Source organism: Methanobrevibacter sp. (assembly GCF_017406825.1).
Taxonomy (GTDB): Archaea; Methanobacteriota; Methanobacteria; order Methanobacteriales; family Methanobacteriaceae; genus Methanocatella.
In genome coordinates this window covers 37,650-53,278 of sequence record NZ_JAFQXT010000040.1, presented here as the reverse complement: position 1 = coordinate 53,278, position 15,629 = coordinate 37,650, and the positions used below count along the sequence as shown (strand labels likewise).

Sequence of the window (15,629 nt, the reverse complement as noted above, 5' to 3'; positions counted from 1 at the left end):
ATAGTAACGATGTTTGAGCAATTCAATATAAAGCAAAAAGACAAATATTATCTGCTATTTATTCTGATTTATAGCATTATTCTTGTTGGATACTACATTAATTTCAATGATAATCTTGGAATTTACTGTTCCGATGTGTATGTCTATCTTTTGAATGCCCTTTACTATACCGGGACAAACATCAGATCAACAGGAACAATATATTTATCTCCGCTGATTTGCTTTTTGACCTCAATATTCTTTGACTTGGGATTCGTGGATAAGCAGGCAATCTATATAGTGACTGGAGCCTTTGCGGTTTTCGGAAATATCGGTTTTTACTTGCTGCTTAAAAGATATTTTGATGAAAATCTGAGCCTGACAGGCACTGTAATGTACTGCTCATTAACACTGTACCTCACATGGCTGGCTAACGGAACTTTGGATATTCCTGCAGTGTCAATGATAATCTGGATAGTATTACTTGCAGTTATTGCAATTGATGATAATCCCAAATTTTACCAATATGCGATAATATTCGTTGTATTGGGGGTTTTTACAAGATACACAATCTTATTGACCTTGCCCGCCATCGCACTTTATTATGTTTATGAAAAAGGATTTGAAATTGATAAAAATGACTTGAAATACATCGCAAAGGGAATAGGAATAGGGGTTCTCTTGATGATCATTACCTTATCTGCAATAATGATAATGGGAAATGGGCATTTCGCTGCGGGAACTCAGATTTCTGACGGATTTAGTGGAGCTCAAGGCTCACAGAACGATCCCGCCTATAATACAAATGTAAGTTACTATGCGGCCAATTTCATTAATTTCATCTCAAATTTCCATACCGTCATCGACGGAAATCCAATTTTGGAAAGTCCCACCCCGCTAGCTTGGGCAGTGATGGCGATATTGATAATTGGAATGGGATTATGGATATTTGAACACAGAAGGAATGTTGAAAAAAAAGACATTATCCCACTTGCATTTTTTATAGGGGCGATAATAAGTTTTACAAGAATAAGTTCCGTTGTTACAACACTTCTTGTTTTGATTGGCCTTTACTTTATGGGAAAAGACAGCGAAAACAAAACAGAATATTTCATGCTTGCATGGATATTTTCAAATATCATATTCTTCAGTTATTACACAATAAAGGTGAACAGATATATGCTGCCGATATTCCCGGCCGCAATATACTTTGTTCTGCTTTCAATCGACACTATCAATAAACATCTGAAAATCAACAAAAATGTAATGCCGATTGTTCTGATTGTCTTGTTTATGGTTCAGGCTTTCGCATTCACATATACATTTGAACCAACAGACGAATTTAAAACAGTGGAAGATGTTTCCCATTACATTATCGACAATAACCCCGATTATGAAAACATCTCTATCGGAGTGTACAACGTAAGGGCGTTCAACTGGTGGCTGGGAGGAAATCTTCTGGCAATAGAAAGCGACGCCGAAGACATTATCGATGGAAGCAACGCCACTTACTATATATCGAACAAGGTACTGACTAATGTGACAAATTATACTGAAATAAAAAATATTAACAATGTCTATATATATGAAAAAAGTGTTTAAAATGAAAATTTTACATGTAGTGCCTTCATTCGCCCCCTGTTTTTCACATGGAGGGGTTGTGAACGCATCCTATCAAATTGCAAAAAAGCAAGTGGAAAATGGACATGACGTTACTGTTTATACCACTGACAGCTGTAATGAGAGACTGAAATTTGATAACAATTACAATGTTGACGTTGACGGAATTAAAGTATTCTACTTTAAAAACATCTCAAACACTGTTAAAAACAAACTGACAATCGATACCCCGCTCAGTTCAGTTAATTATCTTAGAAAAAGCATTGCTGATTTTGATATAATACACATTCATGAACACAGGCACTCCCTGGCCATTGCAACCCACAGATATGCTGAAAAGAATAACATTCCATACGTTCTGCAAGCTCACGGATCAGTGCTGCCTTTCTTCCAAAAAGAACAGCTGAAAGAAATTTTCGATAAGCTTTGGGGATTTGACATATTATATGACGCATCGAAAGTCTTTGCCCTGACTGAAATCGAAAAGGAACAATATTCGAAAATGGGGGTTGGCGAAGATAGAATCGAGATAGTCCCTTTGGGAATAAACCTGGATGAATACAAAAACTTGCCGGATAAGGGCAATTTTAAAACAAAGTATGGAATTAATGAAAATGAAAAATTAATCTTATTTTTAGGAAGAATCCACAAAATAAAAGGACTCGATTTGTTAATCGACAGTTTCAGCCAAATCAAAAATGAAAACGTGAAATTGGCGATTGTCGGAGGAGACTACGGGTTTAAGGATGAGCTTGAAAAGCAAATTGAGAAGTATGGTTTAAGCGACAAAGTCATATTCCCAGGAGTTTTAACCGGAAAAGATAAGATCGAAGCCTTAACTGATTGCGACATTTTTGTCATGCCTTCCAGATACGAATCATTTACAACCAGCGGGCTTGAAGCCATGGCATGTTCAAAGCCTCTTATTTTAACAAAAAACAATCATATTCATACATGGGTAAAGGATAATGTGGGCTTAACATGTGAATTTGATGAAGAAGACTTATCCGAATGCATGAAAACACTCTTAAATGATGAAAAACTATGTGAAAAATTCGGAAAAACAGGACGAGAATTAATAGAGAATGAATATGATTGGAATAAGGTTTCAAAGCAAATTGAAGGCATTTATAAAAATTGCATTGATGGATATTAGAAACATATATAATAATAGAAATAAAAAAGTAATATCATAAAAGCAATTTTAAGAGGATAAGAATGAAAGTTGTATGCTGTAAGAACTGTGGTGCAAAATACCAACTCGATGATGATGACGATATCACAACATTTGAGTGTTCTTCATGTGCAGGGGACTTAGAATACTTAGAAAACTATGCTGATGGCGAAACTAAGAAAAATTCCCTCTTTACAGACACATTCAGGAATAGTAATTCATATATCGTCCAGTGTGAAGATTGTGGATTAAAATATAAAATTAAAAGTAGCGACAGCATACTTGATTATGAATGTGATAGTTGCGGAGGCTCTTTGAGATATTTAGATGATGAAATGAACAAGGAATTAGATAAATATCTTGAAGAAAGGAAAAAAGAGCTTGAAACCATTAGAGAAAACTCACAAGTAAACAAACCAACATCTGAAGAATTAACAAATGAAGAACCTGAACGCTCTTTGAAGTCATTTACTGAAAAAATCGGTGATTTCTTTTCAGAAGAACATATGCTGCAAATTGCTGACACCGAAAAACGTGAACAAGAACTTGAAGAGGAAAATTCAGGCAAAACCGCTAGAACAACAATTCCAGATACTGTTTTATCTAAATTCGGGAAAGAGTTTGCTATTCCAAAAACAGACGATTATGATATTTTAAAAGAGTTCCTTAAAAACGAATTCTTTAAAGGAATGAATGTATATTATCCGAATACTGATAAACAGGATTCATCCGAAGGTTTCTTGAGTAAACTAAATATGAAAGAGCCTGGGGAAGATGATCTGGTGCCAAGCAAAACTTCCCTTAAAGAAGCTGATGAACTTGATGTGAGCGGCTTGAATATGAACAACACCATCCTAATTATCGGCGGTTTGATATTTATAATGAGTGTTATTGAAATATTGCTTATCAACAGCGGTATAGGTATCATTGCATTGTTTGTTGGTGTAATTTTATTATGTTATGGAATTTACAAGACAAGAGATGTTAAACAGGTTGAAGAAAGAACAAGAATTATCAGAGAACATTTGTTAACCCTTTCTGATGAATACTATGTTTTCTATAATCTTAAACTTCCAACTGCTTCTTCCGGTATTAACCACGTAGTTGTCGGTCCGACTGGAATCTATGCTTTATTATCACAAAAATACAATCCTAAACTCAGGTTAGAATCCGAAAATGAAAACCTGAATATGATTGGTGCTACTGATAATAATGAAGAGAAGATGGAAGAAATTCCAAACTACGGATCCGAAAGAAGATTCAGATACACAACTAAACAAGCCAAATTTTCACAGGACAACAAAATAAAACAAAAAGCATTGTCTCTAGGAGAAGATTTGATTAACTTCTTAAATGAAAACAACATCAGAAATTGCTTTGTTGAACCATTAGTCGGATTTATTAACAACGAAGTCGTTGTTATAAATATGCCTCTTACTGATGAAGATTTATTCATTGAAGAATTATTAAATCAAATCAAAACCAGCACTATTAAGTTAGACCAAGAGACTATTGACAAATGCGCTGTTTTACTCAGTAAATATTCTGCAGACTGTTCTGCAGAAATTTAATTTCTTTTTTTAGATAACATGATTTTTGACAAATTTAAGAAAAAATTTTATCTGCATAGATGCCAAAAGGTTGCAAAAAGCTATGGGAATAACCTTAAGGTAAATGGTGAAAGCTATGTTACGCCAAATACCACTTTAGGCAATAATGTTAATTTTAATGGAATGAAAATTCAAGGAAAAGGCAATGTAATCATCGGGGACAATTTCCATTCAGGCATCGAGTGCATGATAATCACAAGCATCCACAATTACGATAAAGGAAATGCGATTCCATATGATGACACCATCATCTCCAAAGACGTGATTATTGAAGATAACGTATGGCTGGGAAATCGCGTTACAATACTTCCAGGCGTAAGAATTGGAGAAGGAGCGATAATCCAGGCCGGAAGTACCGTAGTCAAAGACATTGAAAAATATGGAATAGCTGGAGGGCATCCTGCAAAGGTATTCAAATATCGTGATATTGACCACTACGAAAAATTGAAAAAAGAAGGCAAATTCCATTAAATCATGCTTTTGATCAAATCAACTTCTTTTTTATCTATTCCTTTTAATAGAATCAGGGCTACAAAGTAAATCACTGCGGCAACAGCAATAACAATTAAGATATTAATGATTCCTGTTGGATTAGCAATGAATACAAAAATGCCCATAATAACTGATGACACTATTATTTTAACAATTGATTTATAATCAAAAGGCAAGCTAGCATATTTTTTGGAATAAATTAGAGTTACTGCAAATGCAAAGAAATAGCAAAGCAAAGTTGTAAGACCTGCACCATAAATTCCAATATACGGCACGGCCAAGATATTTAAAACAACGTTTAGAATTGCTACTGCAATCCATATATGTGCTAAAATTGTTGTTCTTTTCTCTAAAATGATGATATTGTTAACAATTCCATAAATTCCCATAAATACTGCTCCAAGTGCAACTACTGGAGTTATCATAAAACCGTTGTCCGCAATAATGGTTGTGGTCAACATATACAGCAGAGGTTTTGAAAGCAAACTTATGCCGACACATGCAGGAATAGTAATTAAAAGATAATATTTCATGGAATAGGTTAAAAATGTATTGACCGTAGCCATGTCCCCTTTTTCATAATATTCCGGCAACACTGCAGGAAGCAACACTGCAAATGGAGTTAAAAACATTATAAGAAGATTCCCCAATGCATAACCCGGAGAATAGCATCCTACTGCTGCAGAACCGAGGAAAACACCTATTACTAATTTGTCGCTTGAATCCACTACCCATGAAGAGACACTATTCGGAACTGTCGGAATGGCGAATTTCAATTCCTCCTTCAAACTCTTGAATTTTGTAGTGATTCCCAATTCCCGTACAATTAGAATAGCCATTGCAACAAATACGAAGAAGAATCCGAAGAAACGTCCTAAAATAACTATATCAATAGGCTGATGCATCCAAGTTAAGATAATGCTGAATACCACTCCGATATAAGTCTGCAATACTAAAAATGTTGAATAGATAAGTATTTGCTGGAATGTTCTGAAATAGCTTAACAGCATAACATCCAAACATGCGAAAAATGACATTGCAATAACAATATACATTATTTGCATGCTTCCATCAAACAATGCAGCGGCAATCTGATTTGAGAATATTAGAAATACTGCGCTCATGATTAATGTTGAAGCTAAAACTAACAGCAACATTGAATAAAAGGATTGTCTGATAATAGCAGGGTCCTTTTCAGCCGATAAAAACCTAACCATTGTATATGGAAGACCCAAATTGACAAAATTTGGAATCAATGAGACAAATGTATTGACCTGTGCCCAAACCCCATAATCGGCAGTCGAGAAACTTTTTGTAATAATTGGAATAAATATCAATCCACTTAGGGAGATCAATATATTTGCAATACCCACTACCCCAATCCTCTTTATGAAATTGGCATACTCATTCATTGTCAATCACCTCATTAAATAGAGAGGTGTCAAAATTTTTGAAAAAGAAATCTTTATCATAATCCTTTGGAGAGAATGTGTCCAACATACCAATCAAATCGGCGCTATCAGTGATTTTGCATACATAACCATTGTCAATTAAATCTGAGATATGCTCTATACCCGGAACATCAACAATGAATGTTTTGCAATTAAACATCAAGCCTTCGTAGATGGCCGTTGAAAATGCCCCAACTTGATAACTGGATTCTGCAAATAACTGATATAATGGAATTTCACTATTGTCAATCACTTCAAAATTTTCCAAATCATTCAAAAGATATGGATAATTTTCCCTCCAGGTTTCGTATTCCCCAGAATGTAATTTATAGACAATTTTGAAATCCTTCATTTCACATGCGAATTCATATGCCAATTTTGACAGATATTTGCCTATAGCTCCCTGGGATATGAATAATATTTGATTATCATGAGGTTTAATATTGATAAAATCCTTAGATTGGACTTCAAAATATGGAAATCCGATAGGAATGACATTTTGCTTGGATATTGGGGATGTTTCATCATTTATCCAATAATCTCCAAAAGAAAATATCTTATTTGGGAAATATACAATTTCTCCTCTTTTTCTTGTTTTTGGAGGATATGAATAACCTAAATGATAATCTGAAATTGTTCCATGTTGCAATTCAATTGCATCAATCCCCAAGTCTTTTGCAGCCGCAACAATAGCCTGATTTAGATAAGCCACCACTACAAAAACCATTTTAGGATTTCTTTTTTTAAACAATTCAGTATACATCTCATAATCATATTGGAAATTTAGAATTTTCCTTGTCAATATGCTCTCAATATCGACATCCACATCAAATGCATTCTTAAGCTCCATCTTGATGTCATTTATTAATTTTTTTTCTGAAGGAGTGAATTCGAGCTTATTGCGTTTCTTATAAATATATGAACCCAATTCAATCCTATCTAGGTATTTAATATAATCCTGCCTTTTGGTAAAATGTTCATTGAAATATGTTGATTCCAACACTTCAAATGAATAATTGCCCTTAATAAAGTCAACTATAAAATAACTGTAGATATCAACAAATTCATCTTCGAAAATCACTTTTCTAGGATGGTCAAAAATCAGAATATCCTTTGTATAATTTCCGCTGAGGGGATTGAAAAGCAAACTATTTTTTAAAAAGGGGATGAATGATTTGACTTTATCAAAAAGAGATAGTTGTCTTTGTTGAACTGCACCAAAAATGCCTAATTTCTTTGTAAGCTCAAGATAAACAGAGAATCTCATCATCTGCCATGCGAAACAGCCCTGAATTTCCTGATAGTTTAGATCATACTTTTCTTCCAAATCAAAAAGTACTTCACAAATTTCTTTAACGCTTACTGTCATTTAAACACCAAAATCATTCAACCATATCAAAATCAAGCAGAGTATCTTCCAGAATATCATCTTTAACTGTTTTTCCAATAATTTCACCTATTCTTGATGGAGAAATTCCAGTTCCAGGACGTTTGAAAGTCAAATCATCGGCAGATATAGCTTCTCCCTTTTTAATGTCTCTGATTGCAACAATTGACCTTCTTGCATAACGTCTTGATGAAGATTCACAGATAACCGGCTGCTTATTTCTCATACCATTAATTTTAGATAAAAACAATAAATTCCATTTTAATTTGATGACATCATCAGGATCCATTGAATAGCAATGGGCATTGCCTGACAAATTCTTATCAGTAGTAAAAGGTTTTTCTAGAATGCGTGCACCATAATTATAAGCAGTTGTTAAGACCACCATGTCCTTATCTGGCTTAGTGTTGTCAGAATAGCCTATTTCATAACCTGGAAAATTTTTAACTAAATCCTTAATCATTAACAGATTTGCATCCTCATATTCAGTAGGGTAGGATGATACAGAATGCATAATCGCAATATCCACAGTAGAAACTTCTTCAATAGCATTTACAGCCTGCTTGATTTCGTTCAATGTGGCGGCTCCTGTTGAAAGTATAATAGGCTTATTTTTACTTGCTATATGTTTAATGAAAGGAATATTTGTTAAATCTGAAGATGATATTTTATAAATATCCATAAACTCATCCAAGTAATCTGCAGACTCAAAATCAAAGGGAGTTGATAAAAATTTGATTCCTATCTGTTGACAATACTCGGCAAGCTCCCTATACTCTCCAACACCGAACTTATCAAATTTTTTATATGAAGCGGGTGTTTCAGATAATTTCAAATCGTTTGGGTAATTTTTTGATATTAATGTTTCTGTTTTGAATGACTGAAATTTAACCGCATCTATGCCGCATTCCTTTGCTTCATCAATCATGAATTTTGCAGCAGCCATATCTGACATGCCTTCCTTTCCGGCAATGTCATAAAAGTTAACATCAATATCGGCAATCAAATAAGGATATCTATTAAATATATTCATTCACTACCTCTTTAATAAAAATTTCCTGTATTCCTCGCTAATAACAGACCAAACGTTCTCAAAGCCGTTTTTTAAATCTATGGCCAACATTTTCTTATTCATTTCAACTCTTAATTCATAATCATTAACTACTTTAATGAATGTTTCAATTATGTCCTGCCTTTCAATAGCTTCACCCAATCCCATATTAATAAAACCATTGCTCTCATTTGCAAAGACATGGGTGATTTCACGTTCATCCTTACATAAGCAAATTGTCGGAACTCCTAGTGAGCAAATCTCATACATTGTCTTTCCCGCTGAAGTAAATACAACATCAGCTTTAAACATGAATTCACTGATATTTGGAACATTCTTATAAATCTGAATAGCCGGATTATATTCATACTTCTCAACCAGCCCTTCAACATCATCATAACCTACTCCCACAACAACATTAATTCTTCCATCAAAATTAGTTGATAGAATAGATTCAAGAACCTTTTCAGTTAGGTTATTCTGGTCATTGCCGCTGAAGGCAATTAGAACATTGTTTACTTTTTGTGTGATAATCTTGTGAGGCTGGAAGTAGAACTCATCTCTTAAAACATAGTACTTGTACCCTGTGAAAATATTGCTTTGCTGACCAATTTCATGCTCATATAATGCATCAAAAACAACATCCGCCACTTTAGTACCAGCACCCAAATCCTCAAAATTGACAACGAAATATCCTTCCTCTTTTAAAATGGAAATATATTCCTCTGAAGTATCCAGAATGTCATTGATAACAATTTGAGGGGAATATTCTCTTAATTTATTTACTAAATCATCCTTTCCATCATAAAGCTGTAACGGATAGTTATAATTTTCTATGATGTCGATTCCAAGCTGATGAGCCTCATCAAGCAAAAATAAGACATCATGGAAAATCAATCTTGAAGCAATTGATAAACATCGATAAATATAGCTGGTTCCAATCTCATCATAAGCATTGACAACAATGGCTATTTTTTTCTTTTGCAGATAATTTTCAGCAATCCACCAATCCTCATAATTGTCGATGTCCACACTTTCCTCACGGGACACTTCAATCAAATCGATATTGGTTCCAAGACGGGACATCTCATTTACAAACTGTCTGCGGCTGGCAAGTATAGCTCCGGTTTCCCTGAAATCCTTAGGCAAGAATTGTCTGTTTTTCCTTTCTATGTAATTTGGGAAATAACTGTCATTATTCTCATCATATCCCCAGCTCAAATGCCTATCATCCACAACTGAAAGAACGCTATCAACGCCAAAATCTTCAAATTTCTCAATAGCCTTGTCTAAAGTTGACGGTTTTAATAATGGTGAAGTTGGCTGTAGCGTAATTACAATATCATACTCGTCTAAGGCCAATTTTTCTTTTTTCACTAATGCATCATATATAACCGGATCGAGTGGAACTTCATCCCCAGATAGTTCTTCAGAACGCCTTATTACACTTGCTCCAAACTTTTCCGATAGCAATGCAATTTCAGAATCATCAGTAGTTACCACAATATCATCAACATATTCTGATGACTTTGCAATGCCAATGGAATATGAAATTAAAGGCTTGTTATCCAATAAACGGATGTTTTTACGGGGAATTCCCTTTGAACCTCCCCTTGCAGGAATAACTACCAAAATTTTATTATTGTTATACATAACTATCCCATAAAATTTAATTAATACAATATTAAATATAGTAATGATATAATATTAAATCTTCGGTGTTACAATGAGTATGAAAGAAATGTCAAAAAAATTAATAGATAAAATTAACGAATTATCAACACCCGTTAAAATAATGCACGTTTGTGGATCCCACGAACACACAATTATGGAAAATGGGATTAGAAGCCTGCTTCCTGAGGAAGTAGAAATCATTGCAGGACCAGGCTGTCCTGTTTGTGTCGTTCCATCACGTGAAATTGACGAAGCATTGGAACTCATTGACAAGGGAGTTACAATAACCACCTTTGGAGATATGCTAAGAGTTCCGGGCTCAGAAAGGTCCCTTGCAGATGCAAAAGCTGAAGGTGGAGACGTCAGAGTAGTTTATGGAATCAACAGGGCTATTGAGATAGCTGAAAAAGTGGATAATGATGTTGCTTTTATTTCAGCAGGTTTTGAAACTACCGCTCCTACAACTGCAGCGGAACTGCTTGCAACACCTCCTGAAAACTTTTCAGTGCTCTCATGTCATCGTTTAATTCCACCTGCAATTGATTTTTTAATCAACTCTGGAGAGACAACATTGAACGCACTGATTCAGCCAGGACATGTCTGCACCATTATTGGTACCAAACCATTCGAATATTTCTCAACCGATTACGGAATTCCGCAAGCTGTGGCAGGATTCAATCCATTGGACATATTGATGTCAGTTTATATGATTTTAAGACAAATGAAAAACGAAACACCGAAAATTGAAAACGAATACAAAAGAGCAGTGAAAGAAGAAGGAAATGTAATCGCAACAGACATGATTGAACAGGTCTTTGATGTGACATCAAGGGAATGGAGAGGATTTCCAAAAATACCTAATTCCATTTTGGAAGTTAAAAAGGAATTCAGCGACTTCAATGCCCGTGAAAAATATGATATTGAAGTTAAGGATGTTAATGAAGCTCCAAAAGGATGTATCTGCGGACCTATTCTAAGAGGCCTTGCAAGACCTGAAGACTGCAAGCTGTTCAGAAAAGCATGCAACCCGTTACACCCAATCGGAGCATGCATGGTAAGTAAGGAAGGAACATGCAACATTGCGCACAGATATTCAAGAGGATAAAATGACAATTGAAGCAATAGCAGTAGACATAGACGGGACAATAACCGACGAAAAAAGACAAATCTGCATATCCGCCATCGAAGCCTTAAGAAAAGCTGAAGCGGCAGGAATCCCCACAATAATTGTGACCGGAAATGTGGTTAACTATGCATATGCCGCAGAAGTGCTGATAGGATGTAGCGGAGGACTGGTTGCAGAAAATGGAGGAATCGTATTTAAAGAAGGTGAAAACAACAATGCCGTTGAAACCATGGTCGAAAGAGACTTTGTAACATCTGCTGAAGACCACTTAAAAGAAAAACTGGCTGACAAATTCGACAAACACGCTTCCCATGACAACATGTACAGATTAACCGAAACAGTATTCTACAAAACAATTGACAAAAAAGAATTGGAAGACGCACTGGAAGATTTCAAATATTTGGACCAGCTTGAAATCTACGACAGCGGTTTTGCACTTCACATTACAGATAAAAGAGTTAATAAAGGAACTTCACTCAAATATCTATGTGAAAGAAACGGAATAAACATGGAAAATGTAATGGCAATCGGAGACAGCCAGAACGATGAGGATTTCCTAAAAGAGGTTGGATATAAAATAGCTGTTGGAAATGCCGACGACAAATTAAAGGAAATGAGTACCTACGTCTGTGAAAACTTCTTTGGGGACGGTGTGGCCGAAGCTATTGAAAAATTTGCCCTTTAGTGATAATATGATATATGAAATTGCAGAAGATGTGAAAAAAACAATTCAAAGCAAATGCGACGCTTACGAAATCTACATTGATGAATCAAAAATCATCCAATTAGATTCGCTTAAGGATGAATTGAACTTTGCAAAAGAAGAAATTGAATTAGGTGTTGGAGTAAGGGTAATCAAAGACAACAGACAAGGCTTTGCATTTACCTCCAATATGGAACAAGCAACACAAACAGCCCTAAAAGCAATTGAAAACACAAAACTGACAAAAGTTGATGAAAATTACGCATTTGCCGAAGTGGAAAAAGTAAGCGAAGTTAAAAAGGTTTATGATAATAAATTTAATGATTTGAGCCTTGATGAATCCGTTGAATTATTGAAAGGCACAATAGATGTTGCTGTTGAATCCGGATGTGAGGTTACCGGTTCCGGTTTCAGCGCCAGCGCGGGCAAATCATTGATTGTGAATTCGAATGGAGTTTCAATCAAAAATGAGGGAACTGGATTTGGTTTAGGATTATCCGTAACCCTGCAGAAAGATGGGGAGATTGCTACCGCATACAATTCGGAAAGTTCAAGGTTTTTAGATATCGACGGTGAAAAACTGGCAAATGAAGTCTGTGATCTGGCCAAAAGTTCACTTAACACAAAACCTGTTGAAACTGGAGACTATGATGTTGTGCTTGATTATTATGCCGCAACAGGATTGCTGTCAACATTCATGAGTGCGTTTAACGGTGAAAATGTAATGAGGGGAAGATCCATCCTAAAAGATAAGTTGGGTGAGGAAATCGCAAATGCCTCACTATCCATCATTGACAACCCTCTGCTTGATAAAGGAATGTTTACCTCAAAATGTGATGATGAGGGAACAGCATCTAAAAAAACCGACCTAATCAAAGACGGAATTTTGAACTCCTTTATCTATGACATTTACACCGCAAATTGTGAAGGGGTCAAAAGCACATCAAACGGGCTTAGAGGTTCCTATTTGACCACACCTATGATTTCACCAACAAATCTTGAATTTGAATTCAGCGAAATGAAGGATTTGGGAGAAATCGGCAGCGGCGTTCTGACAACCAGCGTGTTGGGAGCCCATACCGCAAATCCTATTTCAGGTGATTTTTCAGTGGAGGCAAGCAACGCTTTTAAAATAGAAAATGGTGAAATAAGTGACCCTATCAATAAGGCCATGATTTCCGGAAATATCTTTGAAATCATGAAAGACGTTGAAGGTTTAAAATCTGAAATAAAACAATATGGCTCATACATCATTCCTAAATTACTGGTTCATAGTTTAAGGGTCGTCGGACAATAAAAAAAGGAGAAAAATTAGATTTTCTTCAATTTTTCTCTATATCTGTCAATTGTGGATGTGTCATTTTCAATTGTCAAATAATCTTCAGTCAATCTTTTATTTTCATCGAATAATTTAACTTTATCATCCATTATTTTTTCAATGTCCTTTTCTAGTCTTTTTAAACGTTTATTAAAAGAATATTCAGACTGGTTCATGTTGATTTTTGATTGGCGGGACAATCTTTCAACTTCTTTTTCTAAATCATATTCCTCTTTTTTAGCCATAATTCCACCTACATTTCAATGATAGGCAATTGAATTTCAGTTATATACTCATCGGGATTATCGCAATTATGGAAACCTTTAATCAAAACCTCTTTAGGTGATCCGATGATATCATAATGGTTAGCTTGAGAGATTTTAACCAATTCGGCGTAAGTGTCCATGATTGTATCGGTCGGGCCGAAGTGTGTGCCTGCCAAAACCTTGTTTTCTATCATATCGACAACACGAATTCTGTCGGTTTCATCAGCATCCTCTTTGAGCGGAATGCTGACATCATAAACAACATCACCCTGATTTACTTCATGTCTTGGTGAGAAATAAACAATGAATGGATCTCCATCAGTCATAATCTCTTCAGTTTCCACCCATTCCATTAATATGTTAAGAAATATTTCCAAATCTTCAATTGGAGTTTTGCAATTGATTACCGCTAATTTTTGTTCTGGAATTACTTTTACATCATAATCCATTTTTTACACCTACTTAAAATTATAATCTTAATTGAATAAATAAACTTCTACTTCTTCACCCTCATCAACAAGCTCGACCAATTTTGGAATTTTCACATATCCGTCAGCAGTGGATAGGGAAAATATTGCTCCTGAATCTTTAAATATCGGTTGGATATTGCTACCATCGACTTTAACCAACTGATATTGCATTCTACCAACCTGTGAGTGGATTCTTTTTGTGATTTTACCTTTAACGACTTTCATTTCAAAGTCTTTCTCTATTCCGGCCAATTTTGTTAATGGTTCTGCCACAAATGCATTGAATATCATTAATGCTGATACGGGATTGCCCGGAAGACCAATGACAATCTTGCCGTCAATAACTCCGACGATGGTTGGTTTTCCCGGTTGAACAGATATTCCATGGATATGAACCTCTCCCAATTCATCCAAAACATGCTTCAAGACATCGCCTAAACCGGCAGATGTTCCTCCAGAACAGAACAATACATCCACCTCTTTTAATGAGTCTGTTATCTTTTCCTTTACCTCATCATAGTCGTCTCTCATAACGCCTAAAAATTTTGCATCGGCACCACATGAAATGGCATCGTTTTTAATCATTCCGCCATTGACATCATAGATTTTTCCGTATTTTAACTCTTCACCTTGAAGAGTAATTTCATTTCCTGACGAAAGTATGCCTACACTAGGTTTTTTGTAAACTTCAATGGTTTCAAAACCCTGTGAGAGCAAAACGCCAATCTTTCCGGGATTCAAGAAATCGCCTTTTTCAAGAATCAGGTTACCTTCCTCAATGTCGGAGCCTTTTTTTGCAACGTCCTGTGTGGGGGTTGCAGTTGTCAGCAGGTTAACTTTATCGTCGAATTTTTCCGCATATTCGACCATGACCACTGCATCAGCACCTTCAGGCATTGCAGCGCCTGTACTGATTTCAATGCATCTGCCCTTCTCGACTTTCTTGTCTGTGGTTGCGCCGGCTTCCAAAAAGTCAATGACTTCCAGAGTATTCGGAGACTCTTCAGATGCACCGAAACTATCGCTTGAAAGTATTGCAAAGCCGTCTTTCAGCGCCTTATCAAAAGGAGGAAAATCCATTCGAGAGTAGACGTCTTCAAACAATATTCTGCCGTAAGCCTCATCAACTGGGATTTCTTCACTTTCAGATTTTAGATTTTCATCAAATAAATTTTGAATGATATCAATAGCTTCATCACATTCCTTAATTTTTAAAAATTCAGTTCCCATACTATCACAAAATAATAAAATCCAATAAATTAATATATAATATATTGATATAAATATAAATAATTTAATCTAATGGAA

Annotated in this window: 14 protein-coding genes; 7 read left to right on the top strand and 7 right to left on the bottom strand. The window is 35.4% G+C overall.

Annotated elements, in window-relative coordinates; genetic code table 11:
* The first annotated feature begins 9 nt into the window (after positions 1-9).
* The 4 genes from IJF99_RS06950 to IJF99_RS06935 all read left to right on the top strand — a co-directional run bounded on the left by IJF99_RS06950 (position 10) and on the right by IJF99_RS06935 (position 4,854).
* On the top strand, positions 10-1,581 hold the full coding sequence (locus IJF99_RS06950) for a glycosyltransferase family 39 protein (protein WP_292793488.1): 1,572 nt from the start codon (positions 10-12) through the stop codon (positions 1,579-1,581).
* 1 nt (position 1,582) lies between these two features.
* Positions 1,583-2,755 carry a glycosyltransferase gene (locus tag IJF99_RS06945; protein ID WP_292793485.1) on the top strand — a complete coding sequence of 391 codons (1,173 nt, stop codon included), beginning with the start codon at positions 1,583-1,585 and terminating at the stop codon, positions 2,753-2,755.
* Positions 2,756-2,817: 62 nt separating this feature from the next.
* Positions 2,818-4,344 carry an NERD domain-containing protein gene (locus tag IJF99_RS06940; RefSeq protein ID WP_292793483.1) on the top strand — a complete coding sequence of 509 codons (1,527 nt, stop codon included), beginning with the start codon at positions 2,818-2,820 and terminating at the stop codon, positions 4,342-4,344.
* A gap of 18 nt (positions 4,345-4,362) precedes the next feature.
* Positions 4,363-4,854 carry an acyltransferase gene (locus IJF99_RS06935; RefSeq protein WP_292793481.1) on the top strand — a complete coding sequence of 164 codons (492 nt, stop codon included), beginning with the start codon at positions 4,363-4,365 and terminating at the stop codon, positions 4,852-4,854.
* Here IJF99_RS06935 and IJF99_RS06930 read toward each other — a convergent pair.
* Genes IJF99_RS06930 through IJF99_RS06915 form a run of 4 tightly spaced genes read right to left on the bottom strand, consistent with a single transcriptional unit; the run spans position 4,851 to position 10,417 of the window.
* A complete protein-coding gene (locus IJF99_RS06930; protein ID WP_292793479.1) occupies positions 4,851-6,287 on the bottom strand; it encodes a polysaccharide biosynthesis C-terminal domain-containing protein in 1,437 nt (478 codons plus the stop codon). The two genes, IJF99_RS06935 and IJF99_RS06930, sit on opposite strands and share 4 nt — an antisense overlap.
* Positions 6,280-7,695, bottom strand: a complete 1,416-nt coding sequence (locus tag IJF99_RS06925; protein ID WP_292793476.1) for a sialyltransferase — start codon at positions 7,693-7,695, stop codon at positions 6,280-6,282. Before IJF99_RS06925 ends, IJF99_RS06930 begins: the two co-directional genes overlap by 8 nt.
* Positions 7,696-7,708: 13 nt before the next feature.
* Positions 7,709-8,746, bottom strand: coding sequence for an N-acetylneuraminate synthase family protein (locus IJF99_RS06920; RefSeq protein WP_292793473.1), 1,038 nt, complete (start codon positions 8,744-8,746; stop codon positions 7,709-7,711).
* Between the two features lie 3 nt (positions 8,747-8,749).
* Positions 8,750-10,417 (bottom strand): glycosyltransferase, encoded by a 1,668-nt coding sequence (locus tag IJF99_RS06915; RefSeq protein ID WP_292793471.1) that lies wholly within the window; start codon positions 10,415-10,417, stop codon positions 8,750-8,752.
* A 79-nt stretch (positions 10,418-10,496) separates the two neighbouring features.
* On the opposite strand from IJF99_RS06915, the gene hypD reads away from it, so the two are divergent.
* The 3 genes from hypD to IJF99_RS06900 are packed head-to-tail and all read left to right on the top strand — an operon-like array spanning position 10,497 to position 13,564.
* Complete coding sequence (hypD, locus tag IJF99_RS06910) at positions 10,497-11,543, top strand: hydrogenase formation protein HypD (protein ID WP_292793551.1); 1,047 nt, start codon at positions 10,497-10,499, stop codon at positions 11,541-11,543.
* Position 11,544: 1 nt separating this feature from the next.
* Positions 11,545-12,249: a phosphoglycolate phosphatase gene (locus IJF99_RS06905; protein WP_292793469.1), complete on the top strand. Its 705-nt coding sequence runs from the start codon at positions 11,545-11,547 to the stop codon at positions 12,247-12,249.
* A 7-nt stretch (positions 12,250-12,256) separates the two neighbouring features.
* Positions 12,257-13,564 (top strand): TldD/PmbA family protein, encoded by a 1,308-nt coding sequence (locus tag IJF99_RS06900; RefSeq protein WP_292793467.1) that lies wholly within the window; start codon positions 12,257-12,259, stop codon positions 13,562-13,564.
* 14 nt (positions 13,565-13,578) lie between these two features.
* Here the strand turns inward: IJF99_RS06900 and IJF99_RS06895 are convergent, their stop codons facing one another.
* From IJF99_RS06895 to glp, 3 genes are read right to left on the bottom strand one after another with little or no spacing between them, the layout of a single operon-like run.
* Complete coding sequence (locus tag IJF99_RS06895) at positions 13,579-13,830, bottom strand: hypothetical protein (RefSeq protein WP_292793465.1); 252 nt, start codon at positions 13,828-13,830, stop codon at positions 13,579-13,581.
* Positions 13,831-13,838: 8 nt separating this feature from the next.
* Positions 13,839-14,300: a GyrI-like domain-containing protein gene (locus IJF99_RS06890; RefSeq protein ID WP_292793462.1), complete on the bottom strand. Its 462-nt coding sequence runs from the start codon at positions 14,298-14,300 to the stop codon at positions 13,839-13,841.
* Positions 14,301-14,327: 27 nt separating this feature from the next.
* A complete protein-coding gene (glp, locus tag IJF99_RS06885; protein ID WP_292793460.1) occupies positions 14,328-15,551 on the bottom strand; it encodes a gephyrin-like molybdotransferase Glp in 1,224 nt (407 codons plus the stop codon).
* Between the last annotated feature and the right edge of the window lie 78 nt (positions 15,552-15,629).